This window comes from Streptomyces sp. LHD-70 (assembly GCF_031157275.1).
In the GTDB taxonomy this organism is placed as follows: Bacteria; Actinomycetota; Actinomycetes; order Streptomycetales; family Streptomycetaceae; genus Streptomyces.
Window position 1 is genome coordinate 208963 of record NZ_JAVIFW010000012.1, and the last position, 20734, is coordinate 229696.

15 protein-coding genes are annotated in these 20734 nt (G+C 71.8%); 9 read left to right on the forward strand and 6 right to left on the reverse strand.

Translation table 11 applies throughout. The annotated features are described in order from the left end of the window. Nucleotides 1-6 precede the first annotated feature (6 nt). From ccrA to RCO28_RS24480, 3 genes are all read right to left on the reverse strand, one after another. On the reverse strand, nt 7-1344 hold the full coding sequence (gene ccrA / locus RCO28_RS24470) for a crotonyl-CoA carboxylase/reductase (RefSeq protein WP_308943398.1): 1338 nt from the start codon (nt 1342-1344) through the stop codon (nt 7-9). 439 nt (nt 1345-1783) lie between these two features. Next, nucleotides 1784-2629 (reverse strand): TetR family transcriptional regulator, encoded by an 846-nt coding sequence (locus tag RCO28_RS24475; protein WP_308943399.1) that lies wholly within the window; start codon nt 2627-2629, stop codon nt 1784-1786. Between the two features lie 73 nt (nt 2630-2702). Continuing rightward, a complete protein-coding gene (locus tag RCO28_RS24480) occupies nt 2703-4487 on the reverse strand; it encodes a 3-hydroxyacyl-CoA dehydrogenase family protein (protein ID WP_308943400.1) in 1785 nt (594 codons plus the stop codon). A 430-nt stretch (nt 4488-4917) separates the two neighbouring features. Between RCO28_RS24480 and RCO28_RS24485 the strand changes: the two genes are divergently transcribed. Continuing rightward, complete coding sequence (locus RCO28_RS24485; protein ID WP_308943401.1) at nt 4918-5520, forward strand: adenylosuccinate lyase; 603 nt, start codon at nt 4918-4920, stop codon at nt 5518-5520. A gap of 115 nt (nt 5521-5635) precedes the next feature. Here RCO28_RS24485 and RCO28_RS24490 read toward each other — a convergent pair whose 3' ends face one another. The 3 genes from RCO28_RS24490 to RCO28_RS24500 form a co-directional block, all read right to left on the reverse strand. Next, complete coding sequence (locus tag RCO28_RS24490; RefSeq protein WP_308943402.1) at nt 5636-6220, reverse strand: GNAT family N-acetyltransferase; 585 nt, start codon at nt 6218-6220, stop codon at nt 5636-5638. Nucleotides 6221-6234: 14 nt separating this feature from the next. After that, a complete protein-coding gene (locus tag RCO28_RS24495; RefSeq protein WP_308943403.1) occupies nt 6235-7830 on the reverse strand; it encodes an alpha/beta hydrolase in 1596 nt (531 codons plus the stop codon). 141 nt (nt 7831-7971) lie between these two features. Next, entirely contained in the window at nt 7972-9015 is a 1044-nt protein-coding gene (locus tag RCO28_RS24500) for an Rv2578c family radical SAM protein (RefSeq protein ID WP_308943404.1), read from the reverse strand. 186 nt (nt 9016-9201) lie between these two features. On the opposite strand from RCO28_RS24500, the gene RCO28_RS24505 reads away from it, so the two are divergent. From RCO28_RS24505 to RCO28_RS24540, 8 genes are all read left to right on the forward strand, one after another. Beyond that, a complete protein-coding gene (locus RCO28_RS24505; RefSeq protein ID WP_308943405.1) occupies nt 9202-9801 on the forward strand; it encodes a TetR/AcrR family transcriptional regulator in 600 nt (199 codons plus the stop codon). Next, the gene (locus RCO28_RS24510; protein WP_308943406.1) at nt 9798-10973 is read left to right on the forward strand and encodes a GDSL-type esterase/lipase family protein; all 1176 of its coding nucleotides are present in this window, start codon (nt 9798-9800) and stop codon (nt 10971-10973) included. The genes RCO28_RS24505 and RCO28_RS24510 overlap by 4 nt, the downstream gene beginning before the upstream one ends. A gap of 157 nt (nt 10974-11130) precedes the next feature. Next, complete coding sequence (locus RCO28_RS24515) at nt 11131-11574, forward strand: SRPBCC family protein (protein ID WP_308943407.1); 444 nt, start codon at nt 11131-11133, stop codon at nt 11572-11574. 367 nt (nt 11575-11941) lie between these two features. Beyond that, nucleotides 11942-14359, forward strand: a complete 2418-nt coding sequence (locus RCO28_RS24520) for an MFS transporter (RefSeq protein WP_308943408.1) — start codon at nt 11942-11944, stop codon at nt 14357-14359. A gap of 254 nt (nt 14360-14613) precedes the next feature. Further along, nucleotides 14614-17070 carry a SpoIIE family protein phosphatase gene (locus RCO28_RS24525; protein ID WP_308943409.1) on the forward strand — a complete coding sequence of 819 codons (2457 nt, stop codon included), beginning with the start codon at nt 14614-14616 and terminating at the stop codon, nt 17068-17070. Between the two features lie 139 nt (nt 17071-17209). Then, the gene (locus RCO28_RS24530; RefSeq protein ID WP_308943410.1) at nt 17210-17728 is read left to right on the forward strand and encodes a hypothetical protein; all 519 of its coding nucleotides are present in this window, start codon (nt 17210-17212) and stop codon (nt 17726-17728) included. After that, nucleotides 17728-19125: a hypothetical protein gene (locus tag RCO28_RS24535; protein WP_308943411.1), complete on the forward strand. Its 1398-nt coding sequence runs from the start codon at nt 17728-17730 to the stop codon at nt 19123-19125. The genes RCO28_RS24530 and RCO28_RS24535 overlap by 1 nt, the downstream gene beginning before the upstream one ends. Next, nucleotides 19122-20714 (forward strand): VWA domain-containing protein, encoded by a 1593-nt coding sequence (locus RCO28_RS24540; protein WP_308943412.1) that lies wholly within the window; start codon nt 19122-19124, stop codon nt 20712-20714. The genes RCO28_RS24535 and RCO28_RS24540 overlap by 4 nt, the downstream gene beginning before the upstream one ends. Nucleotides 20715-20734: the final 20 nt, after the last annotated feature.

Consider the following 20734-nt stretch of genomic DNA (forward strand, 5'->3'; position numbering starts at 1 on the left):
GGACGTTCAGACGTTCCGGAAGCGGTTGATGGCGTCGATGTGCTGCGCCCGCTTCTCGTGGTCGCGCACACCCAGGCCCTCCTCGGGCGCGAGCGCGAGGACGCCGACCTTGCCCTGGTGGAGGTTGCGGTGCACGTCGTACGCGGCCTGGCCGGTGTCCTCCAGCTTGTACGTCTTCGAGAGCGTGGGGTGGATCTTGCCCTTGGAGATCAGGCGGTTGGCCTCCCACGCCTCGCGGTAGTTGGCGAAGTGCGAGCCGATGATCCGCTTCAGAGACATCCACAGGTAGCGGTTGTCGTACTCGTGCATGTAGCCCGAGGTGGAGGCGCAGGTGGTGATGGTGCCGCCCTTGCGCGTGACGTAGACGCTGGCGCCGAAGGTCTCGCGGCCGGGGTGCTCGAAGACGATGTCGATGTCCTCGCCGCCGGTGAACTCGCGGATCCGCTTGCCGAAGCGCTTCCACTCCTTGGGGTCCTGGGTGCGCTCGTCCTTCCAGAACTTGTAGCCCTCGGCGCTGCGGTCGATGATCGCCTCGGCGCCCATCGCGCGGCAGATGTCCGCCTTCTGCTCGCTGGACACGACACAGATCGGGTTGGCCCCGCCCGCGAGCGCGAACTGCGTGGCGTACGAGCCGAGGCCGCCGGAGGCGCCCCAGATCAGGACGTTGTCGCCCTGCTTCATGCCGGCGCCGTTGCGGGAGACCAGCTGGCGGTACGCGGTGGAGTTGACCAGACCGGGCGCCGCCGCCTCCTCCCAGCTCAGGTGGTCCGGCTTCGGCATCAGCTGGTTGGACTTGACGAGCGCGATCTCGGCGAGGCCGCCGAAGTTGGTCTCGAAGCCCCAGATGCGCTGCTCGGGGTCGAGCATCGTGTCGTTGTGGCCGTCGCTGGACTCCAGCTCGACGGAGAGGCAGTGCGCGACGACCTCGTCACCGGCGTTCCAGGCGTTCACGCCGGGGCCGGTGCGCAGGACGACGCCCGCGAGGTCGGAGCCGATGATGTGGTACGGCAGGTCGTGGCGCTTGGTGAGCTCGCTGAGGCGGCCGTACCGCTCGAGGAAGCCGAAGGTCGACAGCGGCTCGAAGATCGAGGTCCAGACCGAGTTGTAGTTCACGGAGCTGGCCATCACGGCGACCAGGGCCTCGCCCGGGCCGAGTTCGGGCACCGGCACGTCGTCCAGGTGGATCGACTTGCGCGGGTCCTTGTCGCGGGTCTCGAGCCCGGCGAACATCTCCGTCTCGTCCTTGTGCACGGTGATCGCGCGGTACGAGTCGGGCAGGGGCAGCGCGGCGAAGTCGGCGGACGTGGCGGTCTGCGACTGGATCGCGTCGAGGATTTCCTTCATTGGGGTGCCTCCGGCGAAAAGCGAGTGAGGGGGACGCTTTTTGAGGGACGTCGGGGTGAAGCGGTGCTGAGAGTGGTGCCGTCGGTTCGGCGGAGGTGGTGGTGCTCGGCGAGCGCCTGGTGGGCGCGGAAGGTGCCTGTGACGCAGGCGTCCGGGCGGGAGCGAGACCCCGTGCGGGGCTTGCTGGGACAGCCGGCGTACGGAAGATCTCTGCACGCCGGCCGCCCGGACTGACTTCAACGTATGACACGGCGTGCCAGTGCACAAGGCACTCGGTGCCAGGACTTTCTCTCAGTTGTCAGCGAGCCGCTTCATTTGAGCGATGATCGATCATTGCAGGTCAGATGGGGTGCGGAAGGGGCGTACGACGAAGGCGCCGGCCGAACTGATCGATCAGTTCGGCCGGCGCCTTCGCGTCGCGGTGTCGTGAGAGGTGCGGTCAGCGGTCCCGCAGTGCCGTCTCGATGGTGCGCATGACCTCGTCGAGAGGAGCGTCCGTACGGGCCACGGTGACCAGTACCTCGCCGTGCGCGGAGGCGGTCGCCGCAGGGGCCGGAAGAGAGGTGCTCTCCCGGCCCGCGCCTATGCCAGAGCCGAACGTCTTGCGCACGATCGCGAACGCGTGGTCCAGCTGCGTCTCCACGTCGCCCTGTCCGCCGGCCCGCAGCCAGCGCCGCAGCACATGGTTGTGGGCGGTGACGACCGCCGAGGCCGCGACCTCGGCGAGCAGCGGGTCGTCGTTGCCGTCGTGGTGCGCGCTCTCGTCGAAGTGGCCGAGCAGATAGCGGGTGAACAGCCGCTCGTACCGGGCCACCGAGGCGATCTCGCGCTCGCGCAGCGTCGGCACCTCGCGCGTCAGGCGGTACCGCTCCACCGAGACCGTCGGCGCCGCCGCGTACATCTTCATGACTTCCTTGATGCCCCGGCACACCGTGTCGAGCGGGTGCTCGTGCGCCGGTGCGGCGTTCAGGACCGCCTCGGCGCGGGTCAGGGTGTCGTCGTGGTCCGGGAAGATCGCCTCTTCCTTGGAGCGGAAGTGGCGGAAGAAGGTGCGGCGGGCCACCCCGGCCGTCGCGGCGATCTCGTCGACGGTGGTCGCCTCGTACCCCTTCGTCGCGAAGAGCTCCATCGCGGCGGCCGCCAGCTCCCGGCGCATTTTCAGCCGCTGGGCCGCAGCACGGGAGCCCGCGGGCGTCGCGGGCGTCGCGGGCGCCTCCGGGGCATCGGCGGAGGCGGGCGTACGGGGGGACTTGGCGGCCTTGGACATGGACCGAACGTACTGCATGTCCGCAGCTGACCGCGCCTCAGGGAGCGGGCCGCCCGGCGTACCGAGCAGCCCTCCCCAGTCGGCGCGCGTCTCAGCGCCTGGCATATTCGCGGAAGCCGCGGCCCGTCTTGCGGCCGAGGCACCCCGCGGCGACCAGGTGCTCCAGGAGTGGTGCCGGCGCAAGGCCCGGGTCGCGGAACTCGCGGTGCAGAACCTTCTCGATGGCGAGGGAGACGTCCAGGCCGACGACGTCCAGGAGCTCGAACGGCCCCATCGGGTAGCCGCCGCCCAGCTTCATCGCGGTGTCGATGTCGTCGAGCGAGGCGTAGTGCTCCTCCACCATCTTGATCGCGTTGTTCAGGTACGGGAACAGCAGCGCGTTCACGATGAAGCCCGCGCGGTCCCCGCAGTCCACCGGGTGCTTGCGGATCTTCGTGCACACCTCGCGGACCGTGGCGTGCACGTCGTCCGCCGTCAGGACCGTGCGGACCACCTCGACCAGCTTCATGGCCGGGGCCGGGTTGAAGAAGTGCATGCCGATCACGTCCTGCGGGCGCGAGGTCGCGCGGGCGCAGGCGACGACGGGCAGCGAGGAGGTGGTGGTCGCGAGGACCGCACCCGGCTTGCAGACCTTGTCCAGGGTCTGGAACAGCTGCTGCTTGACGTCCAGGTCCTCCGCGACCGCCTCCACGGCCAGGTCGACCTCGGCGAACGCGTCCAGGGTGTCCGCCGGGGTGATCAGGGCGAGGGTCGCGTCGGCCTTCTCCTGGGGCATCCGGCCCTTGGCGACCGAGCGCGAAAGCGACTTGCCGATACGGGACTTGGCGGCGTCGGCCTTCTCCTGGCTGCGCGCCGCGAGCACCACCTCGTACCCCGCCTTGGCGAACACCTCGGCGATGCCGGACGCCATCGTGCCCGAGCCCGCCACACCCACCGAGCGCACCTCACGGCCCTGCGCCGCCTCCGACCCGGGCGCCGGGGTGAGCGCGTCCGGCACGACCTCGTCGCTGCCCGCCGCCGCGTACGTATAGAAGCCGCGGCCCGCCTTGCGGCCGGTCAGGCCCGCCTCGGCGAGCTGCTTCAGGATCGGCGCGGGGGCGTGCAGGCGGTCCCGGGAGTCCGCGTACATCGCGTCCAGAACGGTCCTGGCGGTGTCGACGCCGATCAGGTCGAGCAGCGCGAGCGGGCCCATCGGCAGTCCGCAGCCCAGCTTCATCGCGGCGTCGATGTCCTCACGCGAGGCGTACCTGGCCTCGTACATCGCGGCCGCCTGGTTGAGGTAGCCGAAGAGCAGGCCGTCCGCGACGAAGCCGGGGCGGTCGCCGACCGAGACCGGCTCCTTGCCGAGGTCCAGGGCGAGCGAGGTGACCGCCTCGACGGTCTGCGGGGCGGTGAGGACCGAGGAGACCACCTCGACCAGCTTCATGGCCGGGGCCGGGTTGAAGAAGTGCAGCCCGACGACCCGCTCCGGGTTGGCGGAGTCGGCCGCGAGCCGGGTCACGGAGAGTGCGTTGGTGCCGGTGGCGAGGATCGTCTCGGGGCGGACGACCGTGTCGAGCTCACGCAGGACCTGGCTCTTGATCTCGTACGACTCCGGCACCACCTCGATCACCAGGTCGGCCTCGGCCGCGGCCTGCAGGTCCGTGAACGTACGGAAGCGGGAGAGGGCGCCTTGCCGCTCCTGCTCGGTGAGGCGCTCGCGGCGCACGGCCCGGGCGGTCGAGGCTTCGAGGGCGCCGACGGCCTGTGCCGCGGCGACCTCGCTGATGTCGATGCCGATGACCTCGCGGCCCGCACGGGCGAGGACCTCGGCGATCCCGGTGCCCATGGTGCCGAGGCCGACGACGGCGACGGTGTGCAGAGGGGTACGGTCCATCGCGGACTCCAGAGGGTGTGAGTGACGACTGAGAGGGCGCACGGGCGCTCGCGGCCCCGCCGGAGGAGAGATCCGGCGTTCCTTGGGCGAACTGCTGCGCGGCGTGCGGGAGTTGGTGTCGTGGTCCGGGCCGCCGCGTGCGAGCGGCGGAACCGGCGGAGGTGAAGCGACGGGCCCTGTCCCGGGGCCACGTCGTGAAAACTGCACGGCGTGAAGCTCGTACAGCGTGAAGCTTGCACAGCGTGAAACTCGTGCAAAACCGAGCCGAACCGACTGTCCTCGGCGGCTGCGTCACCAGGCCGCCGAGCAATGCGGGGTGTGACCCGCTCTAATGAGCTTAACCAGCGGGTAACGAGCGCGCCAGTCCTGGAACAGTGTGACGTGGATCGCCCCCTCCTGGCGCGGCCCGCCGATCGCTACGCTGAGCTGCATGGACGACGAGTTGCGAGCGCTCACGGAACGCTTACGGAAAGAGGCCGCGCAGGACCCCGGCTCGTCGGGCCCGTCGGGGGCCACGCGCTTCGAGCGGCTGCGGTCGACGGACGATCTCGACGAGCTGGCCGAGGTCCTCACGGCGCCCCAGCAGCCGCTGTGGGCCAGGGAGCTGGCCGCGTTCCGGCTCGGCTGCGCGGGGGAGCGGCGGGCGTTCGAGTCGCTCGTGCTGCTGCTCAACCATCGCGACCCCGAGCGGTGCGCGAGCGCCGCGCAGGCGTTGGCCCGCTTGGGTGACCCGCGGACCGCCCGGGCCGCGGCGGCGCTCGCCACGAACGAACTCCGCGTCGCGTACGCCCTGCATCCGGTCCGGCTGCTCACGGCGCTGCGCGCGCCCGAGTCGGCGCCGGCGCTGATCACGGCCCTGAAGCGGCGGCTTTCCTCGCCTCACGATCCTTACTGGCGGATCGCGCTGGCGTGTGTGGAGGGGTTGGGGGCGTTGGCCGACAAGCGGGCGGTGGCCGTTCTGGATGCGGCGCGCACCCATCCCCGTCTTGCCGCGGCGGCGGTGGCGGCGCTGGCGCGGATCGGCGAGCGGTAGCTTTCCCCTACCCGCCCCTTCCCGGCTGTGTCGATATGCGGCTGGCGCCGCGTGGCTGCGGAGCTGTCGTTCGGCTTGCGCGCCGTCGTGGCTGGTCGCGCAGTTCCCCGCGCCCCTAAGAACCAGCCCCTCCGGCGTTTGAGGAGCGGGGGTCTGGGGGCTGGCCCCCAGCTCGGGAAGGGGCGGGGAGGGGAAGAGTCAGGCGGATCTCCGGCACAGGTACCCCCTCCACCTCGAAGAGTTCCTCCGCCCCGTCCGCGTGGAAGCCCGCGCACGCGTAGAAGCGGCGGGCGCGGGCGTTGTCCCGCAGGACCCAGAGGCGGACGCGCGGCTTCCCGGCGGCCGCGCAGTGGGCGAGGATCGACTGCATCAGGGCGCGCCCCGCACCCGTGCCGATGTGCTCGGGGTGGACGTACAGCGCGTACAACTCCGTTTCCGTGGGCGGGAGATCGCTGTCCCGGTACGGCCCGAAGCTGGCCCAGCCGACCGGCCGGCCGGCGCGTTCGGCGACCAGTCCGACGACGGCCGGATCGCCGCGCGCGTGCCGCTCGCGGCAGCGTTCGGTGTCCGCCGCGATGTCCATCATGTCCAGATACGACTGCGGAATCAGGCCCGCGTACGCGAACTGCCAGCCCCGGACACGTATTTCGGCCACCGCGGCACAGTCGGCGGCGGTCATCTGCCGTACGGATACGTCCATGGGCGCACCCTAGGTCAGCGGTGGCGGCCGATCAGGTCATGGAGCGTGGCGCCCTTGCGGGAGTCCGAAGTCCGCTTCTTTGTCGTGGGTTTGGGCTCGGGCTGGGCGTCGCAGGTCGCGTCGGCCGTGGTGTGGCCGCGGCCTCGCGGGACCTTTCCGGAGGCGAGGTAGTCCGCCAAGTGCCGGTCCAGGCAGGCGTTTCCGCTGAGCGTGACGCCGTGGTTGCCGCCGCCCACCTCCACGACGAGGCTCGAACGCCGCAGCTTGCCGCGGAGGGTGACGGCACCTTCGTACGGGGTCGCCGCGTCGTCCGTCGCCTGGAAGAGCAGGACCGGCGGGAGGTCTGCGTTGGTGACGTCCGGTGGGGTGAGGTGGGCGGTCGGCCAGAACGCGCACGGGGCGTTGTACCAGGCGTTGCTCCAGCTCATGAAGGGCGCCTTGGCGTACGAGCGCCAGGTGTCCGCGCGCCAGGTGTTCCAGCTGCGCGGCCAGGGCGCGTCCCGGCAGCCCACCGCCGCGTACATCGCGTATCCGTTGTCGCCCGCCTGGTCGACCGCGCCGAAGGTCTTGTACGCGGCGACGAGCGGGGCGGTCCTGTTCTCGTTCACGTACGCCGCGAACGCCTCGGCGAGTTTCGGCCAGTAGCCGTCGAAGTAGCCGCCGGGGATGAAGGTGTCCTCCAGTTCGCCCGCGCCGACCTTGCCGCCGGCGGGCCGCTCGGCGACGGCCGTGCGCATCGCGTACCACTTGCCCTCGACGACGGCCGGGTCGGTGCCGAGCCCGTACGTCTTGTCGTGGCGGGCGATCCAGGCGGCGAAGGCCTTGTGGCGGGCGTCGAAGGCGAGGTTCTGGTCGAGGTTGTCGCGGTACCAGACGCCCGTCGGGTCCACGACGGAGTCCAGGACGGCGCGGCGCACCCGCTTCGGGTGGAGCTTGGCGTAGACGGCTCCGAGGTAGGTGCCGTACGAGTAGCCGAAGTAGTTGATGCGCCGCGCGCCGAGGGCCTGGCGGATCAGGTCCATGTCCTGGGCGGCGCTGACCGTGTCGAGGTGCTTCAGGAGCGGCCCGTACTTCTTGTCGCAGGCTCGCGCGAAGGCGCGCACCCGGTCGAGGTTGGCCGCCTCGACGCCGCTGCCGATCGGGACCGGGTCGGGGCGTACGGGGTCGAAGTGGCCGGGGCGGCAGTCGACGGCGGGGCGGCTGGCGCCGACGCCGCGCGGGTCGAAGCCGATCACGTCGTACTGCGCGGCGACCTTGCGGGGCAGGGCGCCGGCGACGAATCCGGCGAGTGCCCGGCCGCTGCCGCCGGGACCGCCGGGGTTGACGAGGAGCGGGCCCTGGTGGCGGGCGCGGTCGGTGTGCGGGACCCGGGACAGGGCGAGGGTGATCTTCCTGCCGTCGGGTCTGTCGTGGTCGAGCGGGACGCGCAGGGACCCGCACTGCAGGGTCGGGTACTTCTTCGTGGCGCAGTCCGTCCACCGGAGGGTGGGGCGGGCTTTCGGGGCGCTCGCCCCGCGTGCGTCTGCGGCGTGCGCGGCGGACGGCCCTGCCGACAGCAGTCCGGCGGCTGTGGCGAGGGCGCCGAGCAGCGCGACGGCACGAGATCTCATCTGGACTCCCGAGGCGGAGGAGTTCGGACTGTGCGTGCCACAGCCCGCTGCCGCATGTTCTCGGAAATACCATCAGAAATCGCGCTTTGTACGGGAAGTTGACCCGAAGGGGCGCCGCCCGGCTGTCAGTGCGTCCGGGCGTCAGAGGAGGGTGAGTTGGGTGGCCTCCCCCCGGGGCCTCTCCTCATGGGCGCTCTCCTCGCGGGCGGTTTCCCGCGTCGCCGTGATCCGTCGCGCCGTCGCCGAGGACCGGGGCCCGATGCCGTACTCCTGCGCCAGCTCGTGGACGTATCGCGTGATCCGGCGCTGGTACCACTTCGGTGCGTACGCCCCGTCCGCGTACAGCCGTTCGTAGCGGCGTACGAGATGGGGGTGGTGCTCGGCGAGCCAGGACATGAACCACTCGCGGGCGCCGGGGCGCAGATGCAGGACGAGCGGGGTGACGGACGTGGCGCCGGAGGCGGCGATCGCGCGGACGGTGGCGCGGAGTTGCTCGGGGGAGTCGCCGAGGAAGGGGATCACCGGTGCCATCAGGACGCCGCAGCCGATGCCGTGCTCGGTGAGCGTGCGGACGACGTCGAGGCGGCGCTCCGGTGCCGGTGTGCCGGGCTCGACGGTGCGCCACAGCTCGGGGTCGGTGAAGCCGACGGAGACCGAGATGCCGACCTCGGTGACCTCGGCGGCCTGCACCAGGAGGTCGAGGTCGCGCAGGATCAGCGTGCCCTTGGTGAGGATGGAGAAGGGGTTCGCGCGATCGCGCAGGGCCGTGATGATGCCGGGCATCAGGCGGTACTTCCCCTCGGCCCGCTGGTAGCAGTCCACGTTGGTGCCCATCGCGATGTGCTCGCCGTGCCAGCGCGGGGACGCGAGCTGGCGGCGCAGCAGCTCGGGGGCGTTGATCTTCACCACGATCTGCGAGTCGAAGCCGAGCCCGGTGTCGAGGTCCAGATAGCTGTGCGTCTTGCGCGCGAAGCAGTACACGCACGCGTGCGTGCAGCCGCGATACGGGTTCACCGTCCACTCGAACGGCATGCGGGAGGCGCCGGGCACCCGGTTCACGATCGACCTCGCCCGGATCTCGTGGAAGGTCACGCCGCGGAACTCGGGGGTGTCGAAGGTGCGGGTGGTCACGGCGTCCGCGCCGAACAGCGCGGAGTCGTCGGCGGTCAGGTGGTCCCAGCGCATGGCGCCTCCTCGGTAGCACTGGGCACAGAATAGAACAGACGTTCCCATGATCGTGTGCGTACGGCCCTCCTTGTGGTTGTTCCTGTTTGCCTAAAGGTATTTGCCTAAAGGTCTTAGGCGGATGCACTATGTCTTTAGTTTGTGGCTGGAAGTGGCTGAGAAGTGACTGATTCACCTGGAGGAACCGTGGCCCCACGACCCGGTCTGACCGCGGAGCGCCTGGTCCGCGCCGGCGCCGAGCTCGCCGACGAGGTCGGCTTCGAGCACGTCACCGTCTCGGAGCTCGCCCGGCGGTTCGACGTGAAGGTCGCGAGCCTCTACTCGCACGTCAGGAACTCCCACGACCTCAAGACCCGCATCGCGCTGCTCGCCCTCGACGAAATGGCCGACCGCGCCTCCGACGCCGTCGCGGGACGGGCCGGCCGGGACGCCCTGACCGCGTTCGCCGAGGCCTACCGCGCGTACGCCGTCGAGCACCCCGGCCGCTACACCGCCGCCCGCTTCCCGCTCGACCCGCAGACCGCCGCCGCGAGCGCGGGACCCCGGCACGCCCGCCTGAGCCGGGCCATCCTGCGCGGCTACGACCTGCCGGAACCCGCCGAGACCCACGCCGTACGGCTGCTCGGCAGTGTCTTCCACGGCTTCGTGAGCCTGGAGACGGCGGGCGGATTCAGCCACAGCGCGCCGCCCGCCGAAGAGACCTGGCCGTGGATCCTCGACGCCCTCGACGCGCTGCTGCGTGACGCCCCCACCTCCCACCGACCGACCAAGGCAGACCCCTCATGAGCACCACGCACTCCTGGACCACCACCCCCATCACCGCCGAACTCGTGCGCGGCGCGCTGGAGTTGGAGCCCACCGCACACGGCCTGCTGCCGCACCGGCTGCCCGCGCGCGCCAGGCGGCAGATCTCCGACGGCATGACCGCCATGGCGGAGGCCCAGCCCTCCGGCGTACGCCTCGCGTTCCGTACCGCGGCCACCGCGATCGAGCTCGACACGCTGCCCACCAAGCGCGCCTACCAGGGTGTGCCGGGACCGGCCCCGGCCGACGGCGTGTACGACCTGCTCGTGGACGGCCGCCTCACCGCACAGACCACCGTGACCGGCGGCAACGTCCTGAGCGTCGACCTCGCCACCCAGTCCGCCGAGCTCACCGAGGGCGACCCCGGCACCGCCCGCTTCAGCGAACTCCCCGCGGGCGACAAGGACATCGCGATCTGGCTGCCCCACACCGAGCGGACCGAGCTGGTCGCCCTGCGCACCGACGCGCCGCTCGTCCCGCTGCCCGACCGCGGCCGCAAGGTGTGGCTGCACCACGGCAGCTCCATCAGCCACGGCTCCACCGCCACCCACCCGACCGGCACTTGGCCCGCCCTCGCCGCGTCCCGCGCGGGCGTCGAGCTGGTCAACCTGGGCCTCGGCGGCTCCGCGCTGCTCGACCCGTACACCGCGCGGGCGCTGCGCGACACCCCCGCCGACCTGATCAGCGTCAAGATCGGCATCAACATCGTCAACGCCGACGCGATGCGGCTGCGCACCTTCGGCCCCGCCGTGCACGGCTTCCTCGACACGATCCGCGAGGGGCATCCCACGACCCCGCTGCTCGTCGTCTCCGCCGTGCTCTGTCCCGTACAGGAGGACACCCCGGGCCCGCTCGCCCCCGACTTCGCCGACGGGACCGTGCGCTTCAAGGCGACCGGCGACCCGGCCGAGACCGCCGCGGGCCGCCTCACCCTGAACGTCGTACGTGAGGAGCTCGCCCGGATCGTGGGGGAGCGGGAGGCTGACGATCCGCATCTCTCGTACCTCGACGGCCGTCAGCTGTACGGCGAGGCCGACCACGCCGAACTCCCCCTCCCGGACGCGGTCCACCCGAGCCCGGAGGGGCATGTGCGGATCGCCGAGCGGTTCGGGGAGCGGGTCTTCGGGGCGGGCGGGGCGTTCGCGGGGCTGTGACATGTGCGGCTCTGCCGCGGGGCGTGACAAGCCACGACGGCGCCGCAGTCGAACAGACGGCAGGTAAGGGGGATGGGGAAGGGCTGCCCCGGCAACCCGTCACAATGGAGTACGCAGCACCCCGTACCCCCGAAAGCAACGCAGTGGAGGAAGTGCCATGGCACAGGTCGAAGCCGTGACCGAGAGGATCATCGCGGCCGCCCCGGACGATGTCTTCGACGCGCTCGCCGACTACAAGGGCACGCGTCCGAAGGTGCTGCCCGCGCACTTCAGCGAGTACGAGGTCCGCGAGGGCGGTGACGGCGAGGGCACCCTCGTCCACTGGAAGCTCCAGGCCACCAGCAAGCGCGTACGCGACTGCCTCCTCGAGGTCAGCGAGCCGACCGACGGCGAGCTCGTCGAGAAGGACCGCAACTCCTCGATGGCGACCACCTGGACCGTCACCCCCGCGGGCGAGGGCCGGGCCAAGGTCGTCGTGTCGAGCGTGTGGAACGGCGCGGGCGGCATCGGCGGCTTCTTCGAGAAGACCTTCGCGCCCAAGGGCCTCGGGCGGATCTACGACGAGCTGCTCACCAAGCTCGCCACCGAAGTGGAGAAGTGAGCCCGGCGCCGGGCCGCACCTGCTGAGCCCCGCCCTGCGGTGGGCCGACCGGGAGAGTTCCGGCCGGCCCACCGCCGTTTTCCGTCCCTTCTTTCCTCCCTCCCCCTCCCTCCTGCCCCTGGCCGCCGCGCCCGGCCTGTCGCTGGTTCGGGTGGTTTCCGGCGCGCTCCGGGCGCACCACCCGCGCGCGCCCCCGTACCCGCGTCGCGCGTCAAACCCCGAGGTCCGCCGGGTGCGTGCACCGCCCAACACCCTTGCGGCGAGCGGCCGTAGACCCTGTTTGCGGCGAACTTTTCGGTTGCCCGCAGTTGTCGCGTAATGCGAGAAATGGGCGGCGCGACCGGGCGCGAACGAGGGGAGCGGGTACGTGCGTGGGACGACTCTGGTGCAGGACGAGCAGGCCCCCGAGGCCGCACCGGCAGCGGAGCAGCCCCCACCGCCCGCCGGACCCGGACCCGACTCCGCGCAGGAGCTGAGCCCGCGCCGCGTCCGCCTGGTCTTCGCGGGACTGATGCTCGCCCTGCTGCTCGCCGCCCTCGAGCAGATGATCGTCGCCACCGCGCTGCCGAAGATCGTCGGCGAGCTGCACGGCCTCGACAAGATGTCCTGGGCGATCACCGCGTACCTCCTGACCGCCACCATCGGACTGCCGGTCTACGGCAAGCTCGGCGATCTCCTGGGCCGCAAGAGCGTCTTCCAGTTCGCGATCGTCGTCTTCATCATCGGCTCCGCACTCGCCGGCTGGTCGCGGACCATGGACGAGCTGATCGCCTTCCGCGCGATCCAGGGCGTCGGCGCCGGCGGGCTCATGATCGGCGTGCAGGCGATCATCGCCGACATCGTCCCGCCCCGCCAACGCGGCCGCTACATGGGCGTGATCGGCGCCGCGTACGGACTCGCCTCCGTCGCCGGACCGCTGCTCGGCGGCTTCTTCACGGACCACGCGAGCTGGCGCTGGTGCTTCTACATCAACGTGCCGTTCGGCCTGCTCACCCTCGCCGTGATCGCCGTCGTGCTGAAGCTGCCCAAGCCCACCGCCAAGCCTCGGTTCGACGTTCTCGGGGCCCTGCTCCTCGCCACCGCCTCAACCTGCCTCGTGCTGCTGACCAGTTGGGGCGGTACGGAGTACGAGTGGGGCGACCGCGTGATCATCGGGCTCGGCGTCGGCTCGGTGCTCTCGACCGTGCTGTTCCTCGTCGTCGAGCGGTTCGCAGCAGAACCGATCATTCCGCTACGCCTCTTCCGCGATCCGACGTTCAACATCACCGGGCTCGTCGGGGCGATCGTCGGCGTCGGCATGTTCGGCGCGGCCAGCTATCTGCCGACGTTTCTGCAGATGGTCGACGGGGCCACCGCCACCGAGTCCGGGCTCCTCATGCTGCCGATGATGTTCGGCATCGTCGCCGCCTCCATCGTCTCCGGCCAACTCATCAGCCACACCGGCCACTACCGCATCTACCCGATCATCGGCGGCGCCGCCTCCGCCGTCGGCATGTGGCTGCTCTCCCGCCTGGAGGCCGACACCTCGCGCCTCGCCTCCAGCATCTGGATGGGCGTGCTCGGCATCGGCATCGGCCTGATCATGCCCGTGCTCATCCTCGCCGTGCAGAACGCCGTACCGCCCGCCGACCTCGGCACCGCCACCAGCGCCAACAACTACTTCCGGCAGATCGGCGGCAGCGTCGGCGCCGCCGTCTTCGGCACCCTCTTCGCCGACCGGCTCGCCGACGCGCTCACCGACCGGCTGCCCACGGGCGCCGACCTGCCCGACCCCGAGTCGATCACGCCCCAACTCGTCCACCGGCTCCCCGAGCAGCTGCGCGAGGGCTACATCCAGGCGTACGCGGACGCCATGCCGCGGATCTTCCTGTACCTCGTGCCGGTCCTCGTACTCGGCCTCCTCATCGCCCTGTTCCTCAAGGAGACACCTCTGTTGTCCGCCAACGCCGCCGACGCCGCGCCCCAGAGCGCCCACCCGACCGAGCACATCGCCACCGTCCCGGCCGCCCGCAGCGCCGCGCACACCGCGGGCGTGCCCGTGTGCGGCAGCGTCCAGCACTCCGACGGGACCAGCGTGCCCCGCGCCGCGCTCACCCTGATCGACGTCACCGGGCAGCAGATCGGCCGCGGCGCGAGCGGCGACGACGGGCGGTACGCGCTGTCCACACCCGGAGCCGGTTCGTACGTCCTGATCGCCGCCGCGGGAGGGCACCAGCCGCAGGCCGTCTCCGTCACCGTCGGCGAACGGCCCGTCGAACTCGACGTCGTGCTCGGCGGCGCCGGACGCCTCGCCGGACTCGTCGTCACCGCCGACGGCAGCCCCGTACGGGACGCGGCCGTGACCCTGACCGACGTGCGCGGCGAGGTCGTGGCCAGCGCGCGCAGCGGACGCGAAGGCGGGTACGTCATCACCGAGTTGGTGGCCGGCGAGTACACCCTCGCCGCCAGCGCCCCCGCCTTCCGGCCGGCCGCCGTCCCGGTCAGCGTGCAGGCCGCGCGCGAGACCCGGCAGGACATCGAACTCGCCGGTGGCGCCGTCCTCCGCGGCACCGTGCGGGCCACCGGCGGACGGGCCGTCGAGGACGCGCGCGTCACCCTGCTCGACGCCGCGGGCAACGTGGTCGACACCCTCACCACCGGGCCGGACGGCACGTTCCGCTTCGTCGACCTGTCCTCCGGCGAGTACACCGTGATCGCCGCGGGCTACCCGCCGGTCGCCACCGTGCTGCAGGTCGCGGGCGGCGGGCGCACCGAGCGGGACCTCCAACTCGGCCACGAGGACTGACGATCCGGCCCCGCGCCACCCGCCGTCGCCCGTGCGCCGCCCGTCGTGGCCGGTGCACCGCACGTCGTGGCCGGTGCACCGCACGTCGTGGCCGGTGAGCGCGGGCCTCGCGCAACAGGGGGCGCACAGGGGGGCGCGTCGCCCACGCATCCTTAGGGTCCAATTTCCGAAGATGCCGCACACGGTGTGCCGCACGCGCCGTACCGTGGTCGTGGCGCAGATCTTCATCCGCGCCACGGGAAGGAGCCCAGACCATGGAGCGTGGCACTCCGGATGGGCCGGCGACGCAGTCCGCCGTCGCCGGTCGTATTCCGCTGGCCGTGGTCGTCGTGAACGGAGCGGGTCTCGTCTCGCACTGGAGCAGCGGCGCACGCCGCCTGTTCGGGTACGCGAAGGACGAGGCGGTGGGCCGTCGCGCCGTCGACCTGCTGCCCGTCTCCGGGGCCCTGCCCGAGGAAGCGACGACCCCCCTCGACCTGCCCGACGGGTACGAGGAGTTGGACTCCGGCCTGGAGGCGTCGCTCGGCGGGCACACGTCCTACCCGGCCGCGGGCCGCGCCCGTCTCTCCGAGCCCGGCCGCGACCGCGTGGACGTCCTGTGGTGGGCGTACCCACTGGTGGGTCCCGGACCCGAGCGGCTGCTCGTCCTCGCCGCCGACGCCGACCGGCTGCGCCGCGAGAACCCCGACGATCCCGTCGACCCGGAGGGCGCCACCGAACGCATCGCCCCCGGCTTCGGCCTGCACACCGAGTTCCCGGGGTACGAGGAGCTGGCGCGCCGGCTGCCCGAGATCCTGCCCAGCATGGGCGTGGCCGAGGGCTCCCGGATCGTTTCGCAGGTCCTCGAACTGGGCTATCCCGTCCTGGAGTTCAGCCAGCACGACCGCGTCCCGGTCACGCCGGACTGGGGCGTGCCCCGGCGCGCGGAGCGCAAGGCGCGCCGCGAGCGGGTGGCGCGCGCCGTGGCCGCGGGGCAGCCCGTGCCGCAGGACCTGGCGGACGAGGCGGAGGACCTCGAGTACCTCGCGGTGCGCGAGCGCCTGGAGTTCCTCAACGAGGTCAGCGGCAGGATCGGCACCTCGCTCGACCTGGCCAGGACCATCAACGAGGTCAGCCGCGCGATCGTGCCCCGCTTCGCCAACGTGGCCTGCACCTATCTGCGTGAACAGGTCGTCGCGGGCGAGGGGTTCGCCGAGGGCGTGCCCGACTCCACCACCATGTGGCACCGCGTCGCCCTGGAGCACACCGACGAGCCGGGCCGCTGGGACGACGTCGTGCCGGTCGGCGAGGCCATGCCGTTCCCGGCGGACACGCCGTTCTTCCAGTGCATGACGACCGGCGACCCCGTCCTGATCCCGCACATCAGCGAGGAGATGGGCCACGCCATCGCCTCGGAGCTGGACAAGCGGGACATCCGGCCGTTCATCGTCGACCGCTCGATGCTGATCGTGCCCCTCAAGGCACGCAACGTCGTCCTCGGCTTCAGCGTCCTCCTGCGCCACCCGGACCGCATCGTCTTCAACGACATGGACCGCGTCACCGGCGCCGAACTCGCCGCCCGCGCGGCCCTGGTGCTCGACAACGCGCGCATGTACACGTACCAGGAGAACGTCGCCGAGACGCTCCAGGACAGCATGCTTCCGCACATCGCGCCCCGCATGTCCGGCTGCGACATCGCCACCCGCTATCTGCCGGGCACCCTCCTCGGCCGGGTCGGCGGTGACTGGTTCGACTCCGTGAAGCTGCCCGGCTCCCGCACCGCCCTCGTCGTCGGGGACGTCATGGGGCACGGCCTCAACTCCGCCGCGATGATGGGCCAGTTGCGCACCGCCGTGCAGACCATGGCCGCCCTCGACCTGCCGCCCGCCCAGCTCCTGCGCAACCTCGACGACCTCGCGCAGCGCCTCGGCGAGCAGTATCTGGCCACCTGCCTGTACGCGGTGTACGACCCGATCGCGGGCGAGCTGCAGATCTCCAACGCCGGGCACATCCCGCCCGTCGTGGTCCGCGCCGAGGACGGCCGCAGCGACCTCCTCGACCTGCCCACGGGCGCCCCGATAGGCGTCGGCGGCGTGCCCTTCGAGACCGTACGCATCCCCGTCGCGCCCGGCGACCGCCTGGTGATGTGCACCGACGGCCTGGTCGAGGTGCGTGGCGAGGACATCGCCGTCGGCCTCGCCACGCTCTGCGAGTCGGCCGCCCACCCGGCGGCCTCCATGGACGATGCCTGCGACACCATCATCCGCGCCCTCGCCGTGACCTTCACCGAAGCGGGCCGCGGCGGCCGCAAGGACGACGTCGCCCTCCTGATGGCCCGGCTCAACGGCATCGCCGCCGAGGACGTCGCGGACTGGCAGCTCCAGGTGGACCCGCGCGAGGTCGGCCGCGCCCGCCGCCTGGTCCGCGCCCAGCTGCGCCGCTGGGGCCTCGAACAGCTCGTGGAGACCGCCGAGTTGCTGGTCAGCGAGGTCGTCACCAACGCGGTGCGGCACGCACACGGTGACCAGCTGGCGCTGCGCCTGGTCCGCTCGGACGTGGTGCAGTGCGAGGTCATCGACGACGAACACACCCTGCCCACGCTGCTCAGCACCGGCGCGGACGACGAGTTCGGCCGCGGCCTGGCCGTGGTGAGCGCCCTGGCACGGGAGTGGGGCTCGGCGCGCGCGGGCGACGGCAAGTCGGTGTGGTTCGAGCTGTCGTTGCCCCGGTAGGTGCCCCTGTAGGGGAACCCCCCAACCCTCAAGTACCGCTGTGACCAGCAGCTTTGGGCTGTCCAAGGTCGATTGTCAGTGGTCGCCAGTAGGTTCATTGATGTCCCCGCCGGTCCGGCGAGGGACAGTCCTCTGGTGCATGGGAGATGGTGCGTTGTCAGGGTGGGAGAGGTCGAGCACGGCACGGGTCATGGCGCCCGCACGGCCGCGGAAGCTCGCCAAGGTTCCGTTCGTCGAACTGGCCGACGGACGCATGCAGGGGGTCGTCTCCAGCGGCTCGGACATCGGCCGGGTGTATGTCTCGTCGGTGACGGCAGGGGCGTACGCATACGCCTGCAGCACGAACAACAACCGGCCGTGCGGAGGCGCCCGGGGTTCGTACTGCAACCACATCGCGGCACTGATCAAGGAAGCCGTGCTGCAGTACGGCGCCGTGCGCGTCGCCCGCTATCTGAAGTGCGACCTCGGGGACGTGGAGCCCGACGCGGCGAGCCTCACGCACGCCATGGCGGCCACGCGGCCCTCGCCGGGGGACAGTACGGCCGCGGCGACGGTCTTCAGCCGCTTCCTGCGTCACCTCGCCTACCTGGAGTTCGACCCGACCACGGCGCCCCTGCCCGAGATGCAGTGGTTCCCGCCGACAAGGGCGGTGGCCTGATGCGTACGGATCTGCTGGCCGAGCCCGTCGACGGGCTCGACGAGGCCCTCGCCGCCGTGGACGCCTTCGACGGCGCGCTCACCTCGGGCCTGCTCCGGCCCCAACCCGCCCAAGGTGCGGGCCTGTTGGAGCTCGCCGACGCCGTCGCGGGCACGCCACTCGCCGCGAAGGTCGCCGAAGCCGCGGAGAAGGCGGCCGCCGGTGCCGCGAGCGAGGACCACTTCGTCGCGCTCGCCGCCGCCCGCACCGCCCTGCTCGGCTCCGTCCACGACGCGCTCGGCACGCGCGTGGAGGAGGCCGTCGGCCGCCCGCGCGGGGAGCTCGCCGCCCCGGCCGACGGCCCGCGCGAGCCGGTCCAGGAGGTCAATGTGCTGGTGGCCGCCCGGTCCTGGCTGGCCGACCTGGCCCGCTGCGGCTGGCAGGGCATGGACCACGAAGTGGTCTCCGGTGCCGCCCCGGTCGTCTCGGCCCTGCTGCCCGAGCCCGGACTGCGCCGCCTCGCCGCCCTCCTCGACGGCTTCGCCGCCGAACTCGCCGCCTCCTGCCCCGGCGCGTCCCTGCAGCGCATCCCGGAGCGCCGCTGGGCGGACCTGTGGGCGCGCGCCATGCTCCTCACGCTGCCCGGCGCGGCTGGACTGCCGGAGACGACCACGGTCACCGGCCGGCTGCTGCCGCTCGGCGTGGACGTCCAGGAGCACGCCACCGCCGTGCAGGCCCAGGTGCATGCGGTCCTTGAGCCCGCGGACGGCTCGGCCTCGCGGCTCGTCCGGGCCAGTGTGTCGGTGCCGAAGCCGGACACGGTCGTCGGGGCGGGCCTGTGGCAGTTGCTGCGGCCGCACATGTCGCTGCTCGAAGCCCTCGGTGAGGGGCGCTCGATGGAGCTCACGGACATGCCGCTCACCGCCGAGGGCGACCTCCTGTGGAGCGACGAGCACGCCCGCCCCGGCGAGCCCGCCGACCCCTTCGCCACCGCCCGCGTCGCCCTGCCCACGGCCATCGACGCCCCCACGGCACCTCTCGACCGGCACCCGACACGCCTCGCGGTCCCGGTGTTCGTGGAGGGGTACGCGGCCCAACTCGACGAGAACGCCCTGACGTTGACGTTCGCCGGTCAGCCGCTCCACGTCGACGCCGATCGCATCCCCACCGCGTCGCCGCTCACGCCGGAAGCCGTCGCCAAGTCCGGGGCCTGCATCGGCCTCCTTCGCTGGGACGCGGGTCGGTTCACGCTGCAGCCGCTGGCCGTGGAGTCGACCGTACGGAAGAAGACCGTCGTGCTGCACGCCGGGGCGTGGGCCGGGGGCACCACGGACAAGGTCGGCGTGAAGGGCGAGAAGGCGGCGACGGACGCGGTGAACGTGCTGCGGGAGCGCGCGGGAAGGCTGCTGCGGAAATGACCGAGCCTCTTACGCCGTCCACGCCCGAAGCGGACCCGGCGCCGACCGTGCCGGACGTCCCGACCGTGCCGGACGTCCCGACCGTGCCGGACGTCCCGACCGTGCCGGACGTCCCGACCGTGCCGGACGTCCCGACCGTGCCGGACGTCCCGACCGTCCCGGACGTCGATCCGCAGGACAACCGGCGCCAGGTCCTGTACTGGCGGCTGCTCGCCCGGCTCTTCGACCAGGAGGAGCAGGCCACCCTTGAGTCGGCGAGCCTCGCCGTCGTGGAGGACATCGGCCTGCCGACGGCCCTCCTCGACCCGCAGGCCTCGGTCGACTCGATCGTGCAGCGGCACCCGGACCTGGCAGCCGAGTTCGACGGGCTCATGGCGCAGGGCCAGGAGCCGGACGCGGCGGACGAGCGGGACCGGGCCGCCGAGGTGCGGCGCGCCGCCCTCGTCTCGAAGGTGCTGCTCAACACCTTCTCCACCGGCCACGGCACCGTCAGCGCCGAGCAGTTGGCGCGCTGGCAGTCCGACGCGGGCTGGCTGGAGCGGGCGCTCGGCTGCAAGCCGGGCGAGCTGCGCGGCGGCCGGTCCGGAGGCGGCGCGGCAGCGATTACGGCGGGCCTTCCCGGAGGCGGCGTCCCCGGCGGTGTCAGCCCGACCGGCACCGGCGGCGGGGGCGCGACGCCCGACCTCAGTCGGCTCATCCCCGCGATCGGCCCCGAACTCGGCACGATCGAGGCCGACTTGGTGAAGCGTATGCACCTGCGGGAGGTGCTCGCCGACCCGCAGCTGGCCGCGCAGCTCACGCCGAGCATGTCGCTGATCGAGCAGCTGCTGCGCGACAAGAACAACCTCTCCGGCGTGGCCCTCGCCAACGCCAAGGCGCTCATCCGCCGCTTCGTCGACGAGGTCGCCGAGGTGCTGCGGACCCAGGTCGAGAAGTCCACGGTCGGCGCCCTGGACCGCTCCGTCCCGCCGAAGCGGGTGTTCCGGAACCTCGACCTCGACCGCACGATCTGGAAGAACCTCACCAACTGGAGCCCGGAGGAGGAGCGGCTCTACGTCGACCGCCTCTACTACCGGCACACGGCCCGCAAGACCACCCCGCAGCGCCTGATCGTCGTCGTCGACCAGTCCGGCTCGATGGTCGACTCGATGGTCAACTGCACGATCCTGGCGTCGATCTTCGCCGGACTGCCCAAGGTGGACGTCCACCTCATCGCGTACGACACGCAGGCCCTGGACCTCACGCCGTGGGTGCACGACCCGTTCGAGACGCTGCTGCGCACGCAGCTCGGCGGCGGCACCGACGGCACGGTCGCGATGGCCCTGGCCCAGCCGAAGATCGCCGAACCGCGCAACACCGTCGTCGTGTGGATCTCCGACTTCTACGAGTGGCGCGGCGAGGAACTCTTCGAGTCCATGGCCGCGGTGCACCGCTCGGGCGCGAAGTTCATCCCCGTCGGCTCGGTGACCAGCTCGGGGCGCGGCAGCGTCAACCCCTGGTTCCGGGAACGGTTCAAGGACCTCGGCGCTCCCGTGCTGTCCGGGCACATAAAGAAGCTCGTCCACGAGCTGAAGACGTTCCTCACCTGAGGCGCACGCCGGTTCCGTGA

Coding starts and splice junctions, on each gene's coding strand:
- RCO28_RS24500 (WP_308943404.1), bottom strand. CDS start 9,015: ATGCGCTGGGACCACCTGACCGCCGACGACTCCGCGCTGTTCGGCGCG.
- RCO28_RS24515 (WP_308943407.1), top strand. CDS start 11,131: ATGGCACAGGTCGAAGCCGTGACCGAGAGGATCATCGCGGCCGCCCCG.
- ccrA (WP_308943398.1), bottom strand. CDS start 1,344: ATGAAGGAAATCCTCGACGCGATCCAGTCGCAGACCGCCACGTCCGCC.
- RCO28_RS24475 (WP_308943399.1), bottom strand. CDS start 2,629: ATGCAGTACGTTCGGTCCATGTCCAAGGCCGCCAAGTCCCCCCGTACG.
- RCO28_RS24485 (WP_308943401.1), top strand. CDS start 4,918: ATGGACGACGAGTTGCGAGCGCTCACGGAACGCTTACGGAAAGAGGCC.
- RCO28_RS24525 (WP_308943409.1), top strand. CDS start 14,614: ATGGAGCGTGGCACTCCGGATGGGCCGGCGACGCAGTCCGCCGTCGCC.
- RCO28_RS24480 (WP_308943400.1), bottom strand. CDS start 4,487: ATGGACCGTACCCCTCTGCACACCGTCGCCGTCGTCGGCCTCGGCACC.
- RCO28_RS24510 (WP_308943406.1), top strand. CDS start 9,798: ATGAGCACCACGCACTCCTGGACCACCACCCCCATCACCGCCGAACTC.
- RCO28_RS24530 (WP_308943410.1), top strand. CDS start 17,210: ATGGGAGATGGTGCGTTGTCAGGGTGGGAGAGGTCGAGCACGGCACGG.
- RCO28_RS24495 (WP_308943403.1), bottom strand. CDS start 7,830: ATGAGATCTCGTGCCGTCGCGCTGCTCGGCGCCCTCGCCACAGCCGCC.
- RCO28_RS24535 (WP_308943411.1), top strand. CDS start 17,728: ATGCGTACGGATCTGCTGGCCGAGCCCGTCGACGGGCTCGACGAGGCC.
- RCO28_RS24540 (WP_308943412.1), top strand. CDS start 19,122: ATGACCGAGCCTCTTACGCCGTCCACGCCCGAAGCGGACCCGGCGCCG.
- RCO28_RS24490 (WP_308943402.1), bottom strand. CDS start 6,220: ATGGACGTATCCGTACGGCAGATGACCGCCGCCGACTGTGCCGCGGTG.